The sequence below is a fragment of the Mycobacterium sp. genome, assembly GCF_036490025.1.
GTDB lineage: Bacteria > Actinomycetota > Actinomycetes > Mycobacteriales > Mycobacteriaceae > Mycobacterium.
Map to the genome: position 1 here is coordinate 69,618 of NZ_DASXEP010000128.1, position 17,382 is coordinate 86,999.

Annotated in this window: 15 protein-coding genes and 1 riboswitch; of the genes, 10 read left to right on the forward strand and 5 right to left on the reverse strand. The window is 65.9% G+C overall.

From position 1 onward, the window contains the following. The first annotated feature begins 118 nt into the window (after positions 1 to 118). The 7 genes from eccCa to VGG53_RS14615 all read left to right on the forward strand — a co-directional run bounded on the left by eccCa (position 119) and on the right by VGG53_RS14615 (position 8,481). Positions 119 to 3,970: a type VII secretion protein EccCa gene (gene eccCa / locus VGG53_RS14585; protein WP_331518766.1), complete on the forward strand. Its 3,852-nt coding sequence runs from the start codon at positions 119 to 121 to the stop codon at positions 3,968 to 3,970. Beyond that, positions 3,967 to 5,187 (forward strand): type VII secretion-associated protein, encoded by a 1,221-nt coding sequence (locus VGG53_RS14590; protein WP_331518767.1) that lies wholly within the window; start codon positions 3,967 to 3,969, stop codon positions 5,185 to 5,187. The genes eccCa and VGG53_RS14590 overlap by 4 nt, the downstream gene beginning before the upstream one ends. A 95-nt stretch (positions 5,188 to 5,282) precedes the next feature. After that, positions 5,283 to 5,597, forward strand: a complete 315-nt coding sequence (locus VGG53_RS14595; RefSeq protein ID WP_331518800.1) for a WXG100 family type VII secretion target — start codon at positions 5,283 to 5,285, stop codon at positions 5,595 to 5,597. Positions 5,598 to 5,608: 11 nt separating this feature from the next. Further along, positions 5,609 to 5,914 carry a WXG100 family type VII secretion target gene (locus VGG53_RS14600; RefSeq protein ID WP_331518768.1) on the forward strand — a complete coding sequence of 102 codons (306 nt, stop codon included), beginning with the start codon at positions 5,609 to 5,611 and terminating at the stop codon, positions 5,912 to 5,914. Positions 5,915 to 6,029: 115 nt separating this feature from the next. Continuing rightward, positions 6,030 to 7,112: a dihydrodipicolinate reductase gene (locus VGG53_RS14605; protein WP_331518769.1), complete on the forward strand. Its 1,083-nt coding sequence runs from the start codon at positions 6,030 to 6,032 to the stop codon at positions 7,110 to 7,112. Continuing rightward, the gene (locus VGG53_RS14610) at positions 7,109 to 7,882 is read left to right on the forward strand and encodes an SDR family NAD(P)-dependent oxidoreductase (protein ID WP_331518770.1); all 774 of its coding nucleotides are present in this window, start codon (positions 7,109 to 7,111) and stop codon (positions 7,880 to 7,882) included. Before VGG53_RS14605 ends, VGG53_RS14610 begins: the two co-directional genes overlap by 4 nt. Beyond that, entirely contained in the window at positions 7,879 to 8,481 is a 603-nt protein-coding gene (locus VGG53_RS14615; protein ID WP_331518771.1) for a helix-turn-helix domain-containing protein, read from the forward strand. The genes VGG53_RS14610 and VGG53_RS14615 overlap by 4 nt, the downstream gene beginning before the upstream one ends. Positions 8,482 to 8,515: 34 nt before the next feature. On the opposite strand, the gene VGG53_RS14620 is transcribed toward VGG53_RS14615, so the two are convergent. Both VGG53_RS14620 and VGG53_RS14625 read right to left on the reverse strand, forming a co-directional pair. Further along, complete coding sequence (locus tag VGG53_RS14620; protein WP_331518772.1) at positions 8,516 to 8,902, reverse strand: DUF393 domain-containing protein; 387 nt, start codon at positions 8,900 to 8,902, stop codon at positions 8,516 to 8,518. Then, on the reverse strand, positions 8,899 to 9,369 hold the full coding sequence (locus tag VGG53_RS14625; RefSeq protein WP_331518773.1) for a hypothetical protein: 471 nt from the start codon (positions 9,367 to 9,369) through the stop codon (positions 8,899 to 8,901). Before VGG53_RS14625 ends, VGG53_RS14620 begins: the two co-directional genes overlap by 4 nt. Before the next feature lie 147 nt (positions 9,370 to 9,516). Between VGG53_RS14625 and VGG53_RS14630 the strand changes: the two genes are divergently transcribed. After that, positions 9,517 to 11,265, forward strand: coding sequence for a DUF3556 domain-containing protein (locus VGG53_RS14630; protein WP_331518774.1), 1,749 nt, complete (start codon positions 9,517 to 9,519; stop codon positions 11,263 to 11,265). A 36-nt stretch (positions 11,266 to 11,301) separates the two neighbouring features. Here VGG53_RS14630 and metE read toward each other — a convergent pair whose 3' ends face one another. Both metE and VGG53_RS14640 read right to left on the reverse strand, forming a co-directional pair. Then, the gene (metE, locus tag VGG53_RS14635) at positions 11,302 to 13,575 is read right to left on the reverse strand and encodes a 5-methyltetrahydropteroyltriglutamate--homocysteine S-methyltransferase (protein ID WP_331518775.1); all 2,274 of its coding nucleotides are present in this window, start codon (positions 13,573 to 13,575) and stop codon (positions 11,302 to 11,304) included. 132 nt (positions 13,576 to 13,707) lie between these two features. Next, positions 13,708 to 13,918, reverse strand: a riboswitch (cobalamin riboswitch). Positions 13,919 to 13,965: 47 nt separating this feature from the next. Beyond that, positions 13,966 to 14,655: an SDR family oxidoreductase gene (locus tag VGG53_RS14640; RefSeq protein WP_331518776.1), complete on the reverse strand. Its 690-nt coding sequence runs from the start codon at positions 14,653 to 14,655 to the stop codon at positions 13,966 to 13,968. Positions 14,656 to 14,756: 101 nt separating this feature from the next. On the opposite strand from VGG53_RS14640, the gene VGG53_RS14645 reads away from it, so the two are divergent. Both VGG53_RS14645 and VGG53_RS14650 read left to right on the forward strand, forming a co-directional pair. Then, a complete protein-coding gene (locus VGG53_RS14645; RefSeq protein ID WP_331518777.1) occupies positions 14,757 to 15,905 on the forward strand; it encodes a thiolase family protein in 1,149 nt (382 codons plus the stop codon). Then, entirely contained in the window at positions 15,902 to 16,690 is a 789-nt protein-coding gene (locus tag VGG53_RS14650; protein ID WP_331518778.1) for an enoyl-CoA hydratase-related protein, read from the forward strand. Before VGG53_RS14645 ends, VGG53_RS14650 begins: the two co-directional genes overlap by 4 nt. A 10-nt stretch (positions 16,691 to 16,700) precedes the next feature. On the opposite strand, the gene VGG53_RS14655 is transcribed toward VGG53_RS14650, so the two are convergent. Continuing rightward, positions 16,701 to 17,351 (reverse strand): polysaccharide deacetylase family protein, encoded by a 651-nt coding sequence (locus VGG53_RS14655; RefSeq protein WP_331518779.1) that lies wholly within the window; start codon positions 17,349 to 17,351, stop codon positions 16,701 to 16,703. Positions 17,352 to 17,382 lie beyond the last annotated feature (31 nt).

Here is a 17,382-nt window from a genome sequence, read left to right on the forward strand (position 1 = left end):
CGGTGCGCCGGTGCTCTGCGTGCGTTGATCCACAGCTGACTTGCCGATGATTTCGTCGGTGCTTACCGTCCGAAACGCGTCCCGGCGCGGCGATGCGGACGAGCATGGGGAGGGCTGGATGGGACCTTTCGACACCGCTGCGACCGTGGAATACCTGCCGGCGGCGCGAGTGCCCGCGCCGGTGTACGACACCACCGACATCGTTATCGCTGCGCCACCGGAAGTGGCGCGACACGCGCAGCCGAATCAGTTGATCCGATTTCTGCCGATAGTGACGGCCATTGCCACGGTGGGGGCGATGGCGGTGGCCTATTACGCTCGGTCGCCGGCGGCGCGTAATCCGGCGTTCCTGATGTTCCCGCTGATGATGCTCGTGTCCGCGGTGGCGACGGCGCTTTCTGGAGCGGATCGGCGCCGCGGCGAGATCAATGCCGGACGCGCAGAGTATCTGGGCTACCTGTCCGACGTTCGGGCCCGCACTGTCAAGGCTGCTGAAGCACAGCAGTATTCGCTGGCCTGGAGTCATCCAGACCCCGACACGTTGTGGTCTCTGGTCGGCGGGTGGCGGATGTGGGAGCGCCGTGTTGACGATGCGGATTTCTGCCAGGTGCGCATTGGCGTCGGGACGCTGGCTCGTGCCGCCCGGTTGGTCCCGTCAACCGTCGAGTCAACGAAGCGTCAGGACCCCGTTGGGGCGACCGCACTGCGCCATTTTCTGAGTGCGCACTCGACGATTTCGAATGCGCCGATTGCGATCTCGCTGCGCGGCGTCGCGGTCGTGAGCGTCGGCGGCGACGCGACACGAGCCCGGGCATTGCTACGCGCGACGATATGCCAACTGGCCGTTATGCACAGCCCCCGACTGGTATTGATCGCCGCCGCCGTCAGTGATCGCAGCCGCGCCGACTGGGACTGGCTGAAATGGTTGCCGCACAATCGACATCCCTGCCTCGAAGACGACCTGGGATCCGCTCGGATGGTGTACGCGTCGCTGGCGGCGGCCGAGGAGGCACTTGCCTGCCTGGGGACAGGCCGCCGGTCCACGGATCCGTCCGCGCCACACCTGCTGGTCGTCGTCGACGGTGATGTCACCGGTGTCACCAAATGCGCGAACGACATTGCCGACAAGGGCGTCACGCTGTTGACGGTCGAGCACCTCGACGGCCAGCCGCCTGCCGACGGGGCAGTGCGGCTGGCAGTGCATCGGAGTGAGCTGGTGGTGAGAACCTCCGGCGACGGCGAACTAACCGCACGCCCGGATGAAATGAGTTACGCCGCTGCGCTGGCGTGCGCACAACGGCTGGCGGGCTACCGGGCCGGCGGTGTGGATGCTTCCGATGATGGGGCGAAAGGGATGAGCTGGCAGGATCTCGTCGGCATCGGCGACGTGTCCTCCTGCACGCCGACTGACTTGTGGCGCAGGAGAAGCCCCGGTGATCGGCTTCGTGTTCCGATCGGTACCACGGAGGTGGGCGCACCGGTCGAGCTGGACATCAAGGAGGCCGCCGAGAATGGAATGGGGCCACACGGGTTATGCATCGGGGCAACCGGTTCAGGCAAATCGGAGTTCCTCCGAACAATCGCCGTAGGAATGATTGCCTGCCATTCGCCGGACGAGTTGAACCTGGTGCTGGTCGACTTCAAGGGCGGTGCGACATTTGCCGGCCTCGAGCCGGCACCGCACGTCGCCGCGGTCATCACGAACCTGTCGGACAAGGCGGCACTGGTCACCCGAATGCGTGATGCCCTCACTGGTGAAATGACCCGGCGCCAGGAACTGCTTCGCGAGGCGGGCAACCTCGACGGCATCGCGGCCTACCGGCGCGTCTCGGCTCACCTTGCGCCGCTGCCGACGTTGTTCATCATCGTCGACGAGTTCTCCGAAATGCTCAGTCAGCACCCCGATTTTGCCGATGTCTTCGTGGCGATCGGACGACTCGGACGGTCGCTGGGTGTGCATCTTCTGTTGGCCAGTCAACGTCTCGACGAGGGCCGCCTGCGCGGTCTGGAATCGCATCTGTCCTATCGCGTGTGCCTCAAGACGTTGTCGGTCAACGAATCGCGGACGATGCTGGGGACGTCCGACGCCTATGAATTGCCAACTACGCCGGGCGCAGCTTATCTGCGGGTCGGGACTGACGCGTTGGTCCGCTTCCAGACCGCATACGTGTCCGGGCCGGCACGGCTCGCAGCCCACGAGCCGGCCGCGACGCACCGAGTCGACACGTCAGTGCCGGTCCGCTTGTTCACCACTGAGCCGGTAGGGCCGGTCACCCCAGCCGGGCGCGCCGAGACCGATGTCGTCGAACGTCGTACTGTCCTTCAGGCCGTCGTCGAGCGGCTGTCCGGTAGTGGCCCCAAGGCGCACGAGGTATGGCTGCCGCCGCTCGGCGCGGCGCCGGCGTTGAGCACCGTGCTGCATGACGTCGAACCGGCGCCCGCGTTGACGGTGCCGGTCGGTGTCGTTGACCGCCCGTTCGAGCAGCGTCGCACACCGCTGATCGTCGACATGTCCGGCGCCGCGGGCAATGTCGCGGTCGTCGGCGCACCTCAATCGGGAAAGTCGACAGCTTTGCGCACATTGATCACAGCGCTGGCAGCCACCCACGATCCGCGGATGGTGCAGTTCTACTGTCTCGACTTCGGCGGTGGGGCTCTGTCATCGCTGCGAGACTGGTCGCACATCGGCTCCGTCGCCGGACGAGCCGATCCGCAGTTGGCCCGCCGCATGATCACATGGTTCGACGCCATTATTCGCGCCCGTGAGAAGCTCTTTCGTGACCACCAGATCGAATCGATGGTGCACTACCGACAGCTCAAGGAGAAGCGGGATCCCAGATGCGACCGCTTCGGCGATGTCTTTCTGGTTGTCGACGGTTGGCCAAGCCTGCACCGGGAATTCGAAACGACCGAGACCTCGATCGCGGCGCTTGCCGCCGAAGGCCTGTCATTTGGGGTGCATGTCGTGATCTCCGCATCGCGTTGGGCGGAGGTCAGGCCCGCGCTGCGGGATCAGATCGGGACGCGAATCGAGTTGCGACTCGGTGATCCAGCGGATTCCGAACTAGATCGCCGGCGGGCGCAGGACGTTCCCGAGGGCCAACCCGGTCGGGGACTTTCCCACGATGGACTGCACATGGTCATCGCCCTACCGGATCCCGGCGCCGACCTGCTGCGGGACCATAGTGACGGGTGGATTGCGCCACCGATCCCACTGTTGCCCGCGCGGGTCGAGCACGACAGCATTGTAGAGCGCGGGAGCACACCCGACTCGCGGCTGCTGATCGGCATCGAGGAGACCGAACTCCAGCCGGTGGCAATCGATTTCACGCAGCAGCCGCATTTGCTGATCATCGGCGATAGCGAGTGCGGGAAGTCTGCCACATTGCGCACTGTCTGCCGTGAGCTGTTGAGGACAACGACTGGTGCGCAATGCCAATTGTTCGTCGTCGATGTGCGACGTTCGCTGCTCGGCGCCGTGGACCCCGAATCCGGACAGCTCGGCGGATACTGCGCGTCCGCGAATGCAATCGGTGAGTTGATGCCGCAGATGATCGAACAGCTGCGTCGACGCATGCCGCCGTCGACTGCCACCGTGCTGCAATTGCGTAACAGGTCGTGGTGGTCGGGGCCGGAGATGTACGTCGTCGTCGACGATTACGACCTCGTCGGCAGCGCGGGCGGCAACCCGCTCGCCGCGCTCGTGGAGGTGCTGCCGCACGCCCGAGATGTCGGGCTACACGTGGTGGTGGCACGGCGCAGCGGCGGCGCGACCCGCGCCATGTTCGAGCCATTGCTCGGTGGGCTGCGCGACGCCGGTGCCATGACCTTGCTGATGAGCGGAAACCCGGACGACGGGTTGACGATCGGGTCGGTGCGCCAGTCGCAGATGGCGCCTGGACGTGGAACGCTGATCACTCGTCGGGACAGCCCGCGACTGATCCAAGTCGGTTGGAGTCCGCCGCCGTGAGAGCGCACATCGTCGAGATCGGCCCGAATGCGATCCGCCGATTATGTTGCGGCGGAGCCACGGTCGCTGACAGCGAGACGGAGCGAGCCGCATTCGAGGGCATCGACGACCGGGCAACGCTGGTCGACCTTCGCCCGGTCACCGTCGAATCCGTGTGGCGTGCGGTGCTGGCGGCAGTGGACTGCGGTACCGACGAAAACCTGATCGTCGTTCACCCATCATGGTGGCCGTCGGCACGCATCGCTGTGGTCAATGCGGCCACGGAGGTTTTCGCGGGCGATTCCGTTATGCGGCCCCGGTCATGGTTGTTGGCTCAGGCATCCCCGGCCAAATCCGAACTCACGACGTTAGTGGTCGAAATCGTCGACGATTTCGTCGTCATCACCGGCGCGACCGTGGTAGCGGAGGCCCGCCGTCCAGACCAGCAAGCGGTCGCTGACGCGGTGGTGCGCGCTACCGTCACGATGGCGTCGGACACCACGGCGGCGGTGGTTGTCGACGGACCGAGAACAGTGAACGGCGCCGGCCCGCTGGCGGCCTTGATCGCCGATGGGCTGCGGGATCTCAGCAGCGTGCCGGTGCTGAAAGTCGGCGATATCGAGCTGAGAAAGCTTGCCGGAGCGATTGTTTGGAGTGGCAGCCATCCGCGCGGCTCGAGTTGCGACAGCGCGGCGGAGCATGCCCGGGGTCATCTCTGGAAGGTCGCGCTGATGCTACCGCTGATCGGTGCGCTAGTCGGTGCGGGCGTAGTGCTCCGACACCCTGCACCGCGCGTGCGCCACAGCCTGCCGACGACCTTCCTCGTGGAAGGCCATGTCGCACTGGAGGTCCCGGCTCAGTGGCTGGTACGGCGTGTCGTGGCCGGGCCAGGTTCGGCCCGGGTGCAGATCACATCGCCGGCGGATCCGGAAGTGGCGCTGCACGTGACCCAGTCGCGGGTCGCCTTGACGACGTTGGACGCCACTGCTGAGTTTCTCAAAAGCGCGATAGACGCGGCGCCTGCCGGGGTGTTCGTCGACTTCAATCCGGCGGACCGTAGCGCAGGCCGAGCGGCGGTGACCTATCGGGAGATCCGCTCTGGTCATGACGTCCGATGGACCGTGTGGGTCGACAAAGCTGTCCGGATCAGCATCGGATGCCAGACCCGCCACGGGCACGACGACGCCGTGAACCATGAGTGTGAGGTCGCGGTCCGGTCGGCCCGGGCGGTGGATTGAATTCGACGGAACCAGATCAGACCCGCGGGAGTCTCATCTGTAGTCAGCGCGGGGCAGCCGTGGTCGTCGGCGAAGGGGAACTCGTGAGCACACCGATGGGTGGCAACGCACTCAGCACTGACTTCGACCTGATGCGCTCGGTAGCGGCGGCCGTCGACGGTCGTAATGAGGAGATTCGGTCGGACCTGCAAACGTTCATAGGACGCATGAGTGGTGTCCCGGCCTCGGTTTGGGGCGGCCTGGCAGCAGCGCGTTTCAGGGACGTAGTGCATCGGTGGAACGCGGAGTCGATGAGGCTGCACCATGCGTTGCACAGCATCGCGGAAACCATTCGTTCTAACGAAGTCGCATTACGCGACGCCGCCGACAACCATGCACACCACATCGGCAACGTCGCCGGAAACCTGTGAGGCCGTCGACCATGGATCCGCGGTTGTCGTACAACTTCGACGAGATCGAATCGTCTGTCCGGCAGGAAATCCACGCCGCTTCGGCGCGGTTCAATTCCGCGCTGCAGGAGCTGAAGGCGCACGTCGCACCGCTGCAGGAACTGTGGACCCGGGAGGCTGCCACGGCTTACGGCATCGAGCAGCTCAAATGGCACCAGGCGGCCACTGCGCTCAACGAAATCTTGGTGGACCTCGGAAATGCCGTGCGCCACGGCGCCGATGAGGTCGCTGCCGCCGATCACCGGGCGGCCGGTTTATGGGCACAGCACGGACGGTAATCCCACAAAGACTCTGCGCGGTCCCGGCGGTAAGGAGAGACCGGCGGGACCGCGCAGGCACGTGGCCGGCAATCGCCGTTGACAGTGACTGCCAGGCAGTCATACTGTGCCAGCCATGGGTAACCCCGCCAAATTGCGTGTCATTCAGTGGGCGACCGGAGGTGTCGGCAAGGCCGCCATCGAATGCGTGCTCAATCACCCGCGACTCGAGCTGGCCGGTTGCTGGGTGCACAGCGCGGACAAGAACGCACGCGACGTCGGGGAGATCCTCCGCATCGAATCGCTCGGCGTCACCGCGACATCCAGCAAGGACGAGGCGCTGGCCCTGGATGCCGACTGCGTGGTGTACAGCCCGCTGATTCCCAACGACGACGAGGTCATCGCGATCCTGCGGTCCGGTAAGAACGTGGTCACGCCGGTCGGCTGGGTGTACCCGGACATGGGCAACCCCGCTGTCACGGCGATCGCCGACGCCGCCGTCGCCGGCGGGGTGACGCTGCACGGGTCGGGCATCCATCCCGGCGGCATCACCGAGCGGTTCCCGCTGATGATCTCGTCACTGTCCTGCGCCGTCACCCATGTGCGCGCCGAGGAGTTCTCCGACATCCGTACCTACAACGCGCCAGACGTGGTGCGCCACATCATGGGCTTCGGTGGCACCCCCGGGGAGGCCATCCAAGGCCCGATGGCGAGCCTGCTGGAAAACGGATTCAAGATGTCGGTGCGAATGATCGCCGACCACATGGGGTTTCGCATCGAACCCAACATCAAGACCATTCAGGACATCGCCGTTGCAACCTCGGACATCGACTACGGGCCGTTCCCGATCCGAGCGGGAACCGTGGCGGCGCGCCGATTCCGCTGGCAGGCTATCGCCGACGGGGAAGCGGTGATCACCGCGGCAGTCAACTGGCTGATGGGCGAAGACAACTTGGAACCCGCCTGGGATTTCGGTGGGCGCGGCGAGCGCTTCGAGGTGGAAGTCACCGGCGACCCCACGGTAAGCCTCACCTTCAAGGGCCTGCAGCCGCCGTCGATTGCCGAAGGGCTGCAACGTAATCCGGGCGTGGTGGCCACGGCCAACCATTGTGTCAACGCCATCCCCGACGTCTGCGCCGCCGAACCCGGCATCAAGACATACCTAGACCTGCCGATGTTTGCCGGGCGCCCGGCTGCTCGTCTCGCATCCGTCACATGAGCTACGCCCATCCCGACTCGATGCGCGGCCACGTCGCGATTATCACCGGCGGCGCCCAGGGCGTCGGCAAGGGCATCGCCGCCGCGCTGCTCGAACGTGGGGCAGCGGTACTGCTGGTCGACATCCAAGACGAAAAGCTGGCAGCGACAACCGATGAGCTCTCGGCACTGGGCCACGTCGAGCGACTGGTCGCCGACTTGCGCGATCCGGACAGCGCCCGACGTATCGTCGCGGCAGCGGTCGACGCCTTCGGCGCTGTGCACGGCCTGGTCAACAACGCCGTCGCCACCAACGAACCCAAGGCGTTCGTCGACATCACCACCGAAGACTTCGCCCTTGGCCACGACGTCGGACCGCGAGCGAGCTTCTTGCTCATGCAGGCCGTGCATCCGCTGATGGTCCAGGGCGGCGGTGGGTCGATCGTCAACCTCGGATCAGGCACGGGCACCGGCGGCGAACCGAAGTGGGGCGGCTATGCCGCGGCCAAAGAAGCCATCCGTGGGCTGTCGAAAGTTGCTGCGCGGGAATGGGGCCGGGACAACATCCGGGTCAACGTCGTCTGCCCGTTCGCCGAATCCGACGGCGTCAAGCTGTGGAAGCAGTTCGCGCCGGACGACTACACGAAGGCGGTGCGACGTATTCCGATGAAACGTATCGGCGATGTCCGCGACGACGTGGGGGCGCTGGTCGCGTTCCTGCTCGGCAGCGACGCGACGTTCATCACCGGGCAGACCATTCACGTCGACGGCGGGATCGGCTGCTTCCGATGACCGAGTCGCTGCGCGATCGGCAGCGGGCGCAAATCCGGGCCGACATTCGCCGGGCGGCGTTCCGGCTTTTCATCGAACGCGGCTACGACGCGGTTACGACGGAGGAAATCGCCTCGGCCGCAGGTGTTTCGCCGCGCACCTTCTTTCGCCATGTGCCGACGAAGGAGGAGCTGCTGCTCGCACCGGTTCGCTACGGCGGCACCGCCATCGTCAGCCTCCTCGAAGAGCGGCCCGCCGCCGAATCGCCGGACCTTGCGCTGATCAACGCCATCATCACGCGGACCCGCTCGTTCGGCGTGGCGGACACCGAAGAGTGGCGGGAAGCCCTGCTGGTCGTCCCCGACCTGCTCGGCAAACTGACCGTGCACCTGCCCGCCGATAAGGAGCGGGCGACGAAGCTGATCGCCGCACGCATGGGCGCCAATCCCCACACCGACATGCGACCCGGGCTGCTGGTTCAACTTGCTTTTGCGGCAGCCGATTTCGCGTTCCAACAATGGGTGCGCCAATCGACAAAGAAGCCACGGGCGCTCGACTGCTACGTCACCGAAGCCCTCGAGGCGGTCAAGAGTCCGCACTGGAAGAAGAGGCGCACCTGATGACAGCCGAGACGCGCAGCCTCCAGCGACGGGCCTAGCAGGCGGCGGGATGCGACTCGCAGTACGGCGTCGTGCCCGGGAACCGGTGCCGGTTCGCAGCCACCCATTGGTAGACAGCCTCCTCGATGAAGCGGATACCGGGAATTCGATAGATCACCAAGGGGATTCGCGTGCCGACTGCCGCCGAGAATGCCGCGTTGGCTGCCTCGGCGGCGGAGTAGACCGCGCCCGTGGCGTCCAGCCAGCGGACCGATTCCAGCAGGCTCGTCGGCGTGATGCCCAGCCGCTGTGCGGCGCCCGGGCTTTGCAAGGTTTCTGTCTGCACGTTGCCGGTTCGATTGAACTTGAGCAGTAAATCCCTGGAACGCGTGCACATTCCGCAGGCTCCGTCGAAGAACAGCGTTCCCGCCGGGGCGTTCATCGTGATACCCCCTGCCCTGGCCGGAGCTGCACGACCGAGCCCCCGCCGACTGATCGGCGTGCCCGGGTGCCCGCGATCGCGAAGACGATGCCGGTGCCGATCTCGGTCACGGCGGAAAACCAGGAGAACCACGTTACGTTGATGCGCGGGCCGGAGACGAAGCTGTCCTGGTAGCCCGGCAGGAAAGTCGGTAGCAGGTGCGCGTAGGTGAATACCGCGGCGCTGCCGAAGCCGACCGCGATCGTCGCTTCCGGTGCCCGCCGGTGTCGGGTGAGCGCCATGACGACCGCGAGAGCGACGAACAGCCCCTGGATCATGCCGCCGACCATAATGAACGGCGGCGACGCCGACATGCCGCGGCGCAGATGGTCCAAGCCGTGGATACCGAATCCGACCACGAATGCTATTGCGGCCCAGCGGAGGATGTCGTTCGCGTTGTCGCATCGTTGCGAAATCTGATCGGTCATCGCGGATCACCGTCCTAGCTGCAGACGGATGAGGAGAAGTCGCCTGCCTGATAACTGTTCTACTACTACGCAAAGTAGTAGTCAAGGGTGCGTCGTGATCCCGCGAACCGGGACCATCGGGCTAGAACACGTTCTAATCTTGCCGCCATGGGATTTCTCAAACAGGAAACTCCGCAGATCGACTTCGAGGAGTGGAGCAAGGGCACCCGCGCCGAGAAGATCATCCCGATGGCCCGGCATTGGGCCGAGGTCGGCTTCGGCACCCCGGTGCTGCTGCACCTGTTCTACGTCGTCAAGATCGTGCTCTACATTCTGGCGGCCTGGCTGCTGGCATTGAGCACGACCGGCATCAACGGCTTCACCAATGTCGCGCACTGGTACGCCGAGCCGATCGTGTTCGAGAAGGTCGTGCTCTACACGATGCTGTTCGAGGTCGTCGGCCTCGGTTGCGGCTTCGGACCGCTGAACAACCGGTTCTTCCCGCCGCTGGGCTCGATTCTGTACTGGCTGCGGCCCGGCACTATTCGGCTGCCACCGTGGCCGGGACGCATCCCGTTCACCAAGGGGGATAACCGGACGCCGGTCGACGCGCTGGTGTACGGCGCGCTGGTGGTGCTCCTCCTCATCGCGGTCTTCTCCGACGGCGCCGGCCCGGTACCCGCGCTGGGAACGACGGTCGGGGTCCTGCCGGCGTGGCAGATCTGGGCGGTGCTGGGCGTCCTGGCGGTGTTGGGCCTGCGTGACAAGGTCATCTTTCTGGCCGCCCGCGGCGAGGTGTATGCCTCGCTTACGGTCGCGTTTCTGTTCGCCGGTTACGGCGTGGACATGATTCTGGGCGCCAAATTGGTGTGCCTGGTCATCTGGCTGGGCGCGGCGACCTCCAAGCTCAACAAGCACTTCCCGTTCGTCATCTCGACGATGATGAGCAACAACCCGGTGTTCCCCGCTTTCATCAAACGCAAGTTCTTCGAACACTTTCCGGATGACCTGCGACCGGGTCGGCGCTCGCGCTGGCTGGCACATTTCAGCACCGCGATCGAGGGATTGGTGCCGCTGGTGTTGTTCTTCAGCCACGGCGGCTGGCCCACCGCGATCGCGGCGTTCGTCATGCTGTGCTTCCACTTCGGCATCCTGTCGTCGATCCCGATGGGAGTGCCGTTGGAGTGGAACGTCTTCATGATGTTCAGCGTGCTCGCGCTGTTCGTCGGGCATGCCTCGATCGGGCTCGCCGATCTGACCACACCGCTGCCGCTAGTGCTGTTCGCGGTCGTGGCCGGCACGGTCGCGGCCGGAAACCTGTTCCCGCGCAAGGTTTCCTTCCTGCCCGGAATGCGCTACTACGCCGGCAACTGGGACACCACGCTGTGGTGCATCAAGCCGTCGGCGGAGGCCAAGATCGCCAACGGCGTCCTCGCGATCGCGAGCATGCCGGCTGCCCAACTGGAGAAGTTCTACGGCAGCAAGGAAGCCGCGCAGATCCCGATGTACATGGGATATGCCTTCCGCGCCTTCAACACTCACGGCCGCGCGCTGTTCACCTTGGCGCACCGCGTGATGGCCGGCCACAACGAAGACGAGTACGTCCTGACCGACGGTGAACGAGTCACCAGCACCGCCATCGGCTGGAATTTCGGCGACGGGCATTTCAGCAATGAGCAACTGGTCGCCGCATTGCACAAGCGCTGCCACTTCGAGCCGGGTGAGGTGCGCATCGTGATGCTCGACGCCCAGCCCATTCATCGTCAGACCCAGCGGTACCGGTTAGTCGACGCCGCCACAGGCGAATTCGAGCGCGGCCACGTGCGGGTGGCCGACATGGTGACGCGGCAACCCTGGGCCGACGACGTGCCGGTGCACGTGCACGCCGAGCGTGCACCTGTGGCGGAATCTGGGTGAGGTTTTCGCCGCAGTTACACGCTCGGCGAAATTTAGTTACGCGTTGGCGCGGACTTCCTTGGTCGCAGCGACCAGGTTGGTCAGCGACGCGTTCACCTCGTCGGAGTTGCGGGTCTTCAAGCCGCAGTCCGGGTTGACCCAAAGCCGCTCAGCCGGAACGGCTTTCAGTGCGGCGCGGAGTGACGTCGCGATCTCGTCGGTGCTCGGCACCCGGGGCGAGTGGATGTCGTAGACTCCCGGTCCCACGCTGTTGGAGAAGCCGATCGAGTTCAGGTCGTCGAGCACCTCCATGTGCGAGCGGGCCGCCTCGATCGAGGTGACGTCGGCGTCCAGGTCGGCGATCGCACCGATCACCTCGCCGAACTCCGAGTAGCACAGGTGGGTGTGGATCTGGGTGGAGTCCGAGACACCCGATGTCGCCAGCCGGAACGAGCCGACCGCCCAGTCCAGGTAGGCCTGCTTGTCGGCGTCGCGTAACGGCAGCAGCTCTCGCAGCGCGGGCTCGTCGACCTGGATCACCGCGATGCCGGCGGACTGCAAGTCCACCGTCTCGTCGCGGATGGCCAGCGCCACCTGGTAGGCGGTGTCGGCCAGCGGCTGGTCGTCGCGGACGAACGACCACGCCAGGATCGTCACCGGACCGGTGAGCATGCCCTTGACCGGCTTGTCGGTCAGCGACTGCGCATATTTGGCCCACTCCACCGTCATCGGGTGCTGGCGGGTCACGTCGCCGTAGAGAACCGGCGGGCGCACACACCGGCTGCCGTAGGACTGCACCCAGCCGTTCTTGGTGGCGAAGAAGCCGTCCAGCTGCTCGGCGAAGTACTGCACCATGTCGTTGCGCTCCGGCTCGCCGTGCACCAGGACGTCCAGACCGAGCTGCTCCTGCAACGTGATCACGTCGGCGATCTCGGACTGCATCCGGCGGGTGTATTCCGCCTCGTCGATCTCACCGGCGACCAGCGCGGCGCGGGCCTTGCGGATCTCGACGGTCTGCGGGAACGACCCGATGGTGGTCGTCGGCAGCGGCGGCAGGTGCAGGCGATCGTTCTGTGCTTCCCGGCGCTTGGCGGCCGGGCCACGCTCGTTGCCGCCGGACTTCGCGATCGAGTCGAGGCGGGCACGCACCTGGCTGTTGTTCAGCCGTGGGTCCTTTTTGCGTGAGGCGACGGCCGCGTTGGATTGCGCGATCTCGTCGGCCACCGCGTCACGACCGTCTTTCAGCGCTCGTGCCAACGTGGCGACCTCGTGCACTTTCTCGGCCCCGAATGCCAGCCAGCTGCGCAGCGCGTCGTCCAGGTCGGTTTCGGGGTCCAGCGAGTACGGCACGTGCAGCGTCGAGCATGAGGTAGAAACGGCCAGCGAGCCCACAGAACCGAGCAGGCCGGCCAACCGGCCCAGCGCGGATTCCAGGTCGGTGCGCCAGATGTTGCGGCCGTCCACGACCCCGGCCACCAGCGTCTTGTTGGCCAGTTCGGGAACGGACCCGATGGCGACGTCGGGGCCGTAAACCAGGTCGACCCCGATTGCCTCGATGGGTGTGCGGGCCAGCGCGGCCAGCGCCGTACCCGGGTTGCCGAAGTAGGTGGCGACGTGGATCGCGGGCCGGTTGTCCAGTGCTCCCAGCGTGTTGTACACCCGCTCGGCGAGGGCGGCCCCGTCGGCAGAGATGTCGGTCACCAGCGCCGGCTCGTCGATCTGAACCCACGCCACGCCGTTGTCGGCGAGCCGGCCCAACAGGTCGGCGTACAGCGGGACCAGTTCGTCGAGGCGCCCGATCGGTGCGCCCGCGCCGTCGACCGCCTTGCTCAGCAGCAAGAACGTGATTGGTCCGATGACTACCGGGCGAGCCGGAATGCCTTGATCCTGAGCCTCTTTGAGCTCTGACAACACCTTTTCAGGGTGCAGCGAGAAGTTCGTCTTCGTGCCGATCTCCGGGACGATGTAGTGGTAGTTGGTGTCGAACCACTTGGTCATTTCCAGCGGCGCGATGTCCCCGGTGCCACGGGCGGCCGCGAAGTAGCGATCGAGGTCGTCGGAGACGGCCTGAACCCGCTCCGGCAGCGCGCCGAGCAAAACCGCGGTGTCGAGCACCTGGTCGTAGTAGGAGAAGGTGTTCACCGGCACCGAGTCCAGGCCGGCAGCGGCCAGCTGAGACCAGGTGTCGCGGCGCAACGCCGCGGCGACCTTCTCCAGGTCGCCGCGGCTGGTACGGCCTGCCCAGTAGCCCTCGGTGGCTCGCTTGAGTTCGCGTTTGGGGCCGATACGTGGAGAGCCGGTGATGGTGGCGGTAAACGGTGTAGCGGTCACGATGGTCTGGTCCTTAAATCGACGGGGTGGTCACCGCCGACGGACGCACAACCGATCCGGCGCAGCGCACACAGCCACTGCAACCGGTACGGCCGGACGCCCATTCCTCGAGGCGGTGAGCCGCCAGGCGCGGCGCGCCCGACACAGCCGGCAGGTCTTCGGACTCACAGGCGTGCACCGGCTGGTGCTCCTACCGGCCGTCGCTTCCCGGTCGGGTGACCAGTGCTTGTAACGGCTTTCGTTCCTGCATACCGCTGCGGGACAGTCCCGGACTTTCACCGGGTTCCCTCTTGCGAAGCACGTCTAACGTGCTCCGTTCGATGCCGACGTCGTCGCCGTTGACGTAATCGACAGACCAACTGCGTAGTGCAGATTACCTGATAGACGGCGTCACCCGCCGTGCCCGGCTGCGCCGCGCTTGCGATCGCCGCTGGTGCTCAGCGCTTCAGGAATGGGCAACTCACCGCTGTTGAAGTCGATGGTCCGGCGGATCGTCGAATCGTCGTGCAATGCGGCGGCCGCTACCAGTGCCACGTCCTCACGGGAGACCTCCGCTTTTTCGGCGGCATCGGCGCCTACCGCAATCCGGCCGGTCGCCGGTTCCAGCGTGAGACGGCCGGGCCGCAGCACGGTCCAGTCCAGGCTGCTGGCCCGAAGGTGAGCGTCGGCCGCTGCTTTGGCCTGGGCGTACGGATAGAACGAGTTGTCTTCCGGCACACCGTGGTCAGGTCCCGCACCGAAGTAGGACACCATGACGAACCGTCGTACCCCGGCCTGGCTCGCGGCATCGATCGTCCGGTTCGCGGCGTCGCGGTCGACGGCATAGGTGCGGGCCGGGTCGCCGCCGCCGGAACCGGCCGAGAACACCACCGCGTCGTGGCCTTCGAGCAGATCGGCCAGGGCATCGGTGTGCAGCTTCTCGATGTCGGCGACGACGGGATGAGCCCCCGTGGCGCTGACGTCGTCGGCTTGGTCGGGGTTGCGGAAGACCGACGTCACTTGATCGCCGCGGTCGGAGAGGATGCGAGCCAGGTGCAAAGCGATCTTGCCGTGGCCGCCGATGATGACAATGCGCGACATATCTACCGACGCTACCGGGCGGCTGAGCACCCCCGCGGCGAGCCGACTAACGGGTTGGTCAACAATCGACAAAGTAACTCATGTCAAAGGAGATATAGGTCATGGTTGAAGCCGTCATCGTCGAGGCAGTTCGTTCACCGGTCGGCAAACGCAACGGCGGCTTGTCCGGCGTCCACGCCGCCGACCTGTCCGCGCAGGTGCTCAACGGCCTGGTGGAGAAGGCCGGTATTGATCCCGGACTCGTCGACGACGTGATCTGGGGATGTGTGATGCAGGCCGGCGAGCAGGCCCTCGACATCGCCCGCACCGCGCTGCTGACCGCGGGCTGGCCGGAGACCGTGCCCGGTGTCACCGTCGACCGCCAGTGCGGATCCAGCCAGCAGTCCATCCACTTCGCCGCCGCCGGCGTGGTTGCCGGCCACTACGACGTCGTCGTCGCCGGCGGGGTGGAGTCGATGTCGCGGACTCCGATGGGTTCTTCGCTGGCAAACGGCGGCCGCCCGTTCTCGCAGGCCTTCCTGGACCGCTACCACGGCGCGATCCCCAACCAGGGCATCGGCGCGGAGATGATCGCCGAGCAGTGGGGATTCGACCGCACCAAGGTCGACGAATACTCGCTCGGCTCACACGAAAAGGCCGCGGCCGCACAGGATTCCGGTGCGTTCGAGGACCAGATCGTCGGCATCGAAGATCAGGACGGAAACGTCGTGCTCAAGGATGAGGGCATTCGCCGCGGCACGCCGATCGAGAAGATGGCACAGCTGAAACCCGCCTTCAAGGAAGACGGCGTGATTCACGCCGGCAACTCCAGCCAGATCTCCGACGGGTCGGCGGCGCTGCTGTTCATGACGGCGGAGAAGGCCAAGGAGCTGAAGCTCACCCCGATCGCCAGGGTGCTCACCGCCGTGCTGGCCGGGGCCGACCCGGTGATCATGCTGACCGCGCCGATCCCGGCCACCCAGAAGGCGCTGAAGCGCAGCGGTTTGAAGCTGGATGACATCGGGGTGTTCGAGGTCAACGAGGCCTTTGCGCCGGTGCCGCTGGCCTGGCTGAAGGACATCGGCGCCGACGAGAAGAAGCTCAACCCCAACGGCGGCGCGATCGCGCTCGGCCACCCGCTCGGCGGGTCCGGCGCGCGGATCATGACGACGATGCTCTACCACATGCGGGACAAGGGAATTCGTTACGGTCTGCAGACGATGTGTGAGGGCGGCGGCCAGGCCAACGCCACCATCGTGGAGCTGCTGTGACCGACGCCGCGGTGCTCACTGAGCGCCGGGGCGACGTCCTGGTCATCACGATCAACCGGCCGCAGGCGCGCAACTGCGTCAACGGTGCCGTCAGCATCGGCGTCGGTGATGCTCTCGAGCAGGCGCAGCACGACGCCGACGTCCGGACGGTGGTGATCACCGGTGCCGGCGACAAATCCTTCTGTGCCGGAGCGGATCTCAAGGCGATTTCGCGCCGGGAGAATCTGTATCACCCCGACCACGGTGAGTGGGGCTTCGCCGGATACGTCCGCCACTTCATCGACAAGCCGACGATCGCCGCGGTCAACGGCACCGCGTTCGGTGGCGGCACCGAGCTGGCCCTGGCCAGTGACCTGGTGGTGGCCGAGGAGCGCGCGCAATTCGGTCTGCCCGAGGTCAAGGTCGGTCTGCTCGCCGGCGCCGGTGGCGTGTTCCGCATCGCCCAGCAGCTGCCCCGCAAGGTGGGCATGCAGATGCTGCTCACCGGTGAGCCGATCGGCGCCGCCGAGGCCGCCAACTGGGGGCTGATCAACGAGGTCGTCCCGGACGGGACGGTGTTGGAGGCCGCACTCGCGCTGGCCAAGCGGGTGACCGTGAACGCGCCGCTGTCGGTGCAGGCCAGCAAGCGGATCGCCTACGGCGCCGACGACGGCGTCATCCCCGACGAGGAACCCGGCTGGGCCCGCACCGCACGCGAATTCGGCGTGCTGTTGAAAACCGAGGACGCCAAGGAAGGGCCGTTGGCGTTCGCGGAGAAGCGTCAGCCAGTCTGGAAGGCGCGCTGAAGCAATTACGTCACGGCATCAGGTGGTCTAAGGGACCAACGATGCGCCCATCGACGATCGGCACGCACTCGTCGGGCAGCTCGGCCGTCACTGCCGCCCCGGTGCGGTCCAGTTCATCGAGAAAGCGTGGGAGATGGTCCATGGCCCCGGTCGGCAGGTCGTGAACTACCACCACGGTGTGTTCTCGCGCCCGGACATCGGCTAGCGCCCGGTCGACCCACCCGACCGGATCCACCCAGTCGCGCGGCACGCTGTTCCACAGCACGCAGGTGTGCTTCCCGCTCACCAGATAATTGACCGCAGTGCGGTTAAGGCACCGTCGGTCTAGTTGCCCTTCGGTGCCCCACGGGCGGAAGAGGAAGTGCTCGCCGCTAAATTCCCGCAGAATGTCGTGCGCCGTGGCGATTTCGGTGATGGTTTCCTGTTCACGCAGTTCGCCCAGCGGCCGGCCGTGGGTCAGCGAGTGATTGCCCACCCGGTGGCAATCCCGAACCATTCTGGTGAGCTGCGCGTGCGCGGCTGGGTCTACGTCTACGCGGTCGGCGACCACGAAAAAGACCGCGCGAAGTGACCTCTCCGCGAGTAAGTCGAGAACCCGATCGGTCACACCGGGTGTGGGTCCGTTGTCGAAGGTGAGCGTGACCCGTCTATCTGCCGTCACAGCGTCGTAGGACCTTTCCCCGTCGGGCCTT

Bases quoted from the DNA above. Each gene is read 5' to 3' on its own strand.
- eccCa (WP_331518766.1), top strand. From the start codon at position 119: ATGGGACCTTTCGACACCGCTGCGACCGTGGAATACCTGCCGGCGGCG.
- VGG53_RS14595 (WP_331518800.1), top strand. From the start codon at position 5,283: ATGGGTGGCAACGCACTCAGCACTGACTTCGACCTGATGCGCTCGGTA.
- VGG53_RS14600 (WP_331518768.1), top strand. From the start codon at position 5,609: ATGGATCCGCGGTTGTCGTACAACTTCGACGAGATCGAATCGTCTGTC.
- VGG53_RS14605 (WP_331518769.1), top strand. From the start codon at position 6,030: ATGGGTAACCCCGCCAAATTGCGTGTCATTCAGTGGGCGACCGGAGGT.
- VGG53_RS14610 (WP_331518770.1), top strand. From the start codon at position 7,109: ATGAGCTACGCCCATCCCGACTCGATGCGCGGCCACGTCGCGATTATC.
- VGG53_RS14615 (WP_331518771.1), top strand. From the start codon at position 7,879: ATGACCGAGTCGCTGCGCGATCGGCAGCGGGCGCAAATCCGGGCCGAC.
- VGG53_RS14620 (WP_331518772.1), bottom strand. From the start codon at position 8,902: ATGAACGCCCCGGCGGGAACGCTGTTCTTCGACGGAGCCTGCGGAATG.
- VGG53_RS14625 (WP_331518773.1), bottom strand. From the start codon at position 9,369: ATGACCGATCAGATTTCGCAACGATGCGACAACGCGAACGACATCCTC.
- VGG53_RS14630 (WP_331518774.1), top strand. From the start codon at position 9,517: ATGGGATTTCTCAAACAGGAAACTCCGCAGATCGACTTCGAGGAGTGG.
- VGG53_RS14640 (WP_331518776.1), bottom strand. From the start codon at position 14,655: ATGTCGCGCATTGTCATCATCGGCGGCCACGGCAAGATCGCTTTGCAC.
- VGG53_RS14645 (WP_331518777.1), top strand. From the start codon at position 14,757: ATGGTTGAAGCCGTCATCGTCGAGGCAGTTCGTTCACCGGTCGGCAAA.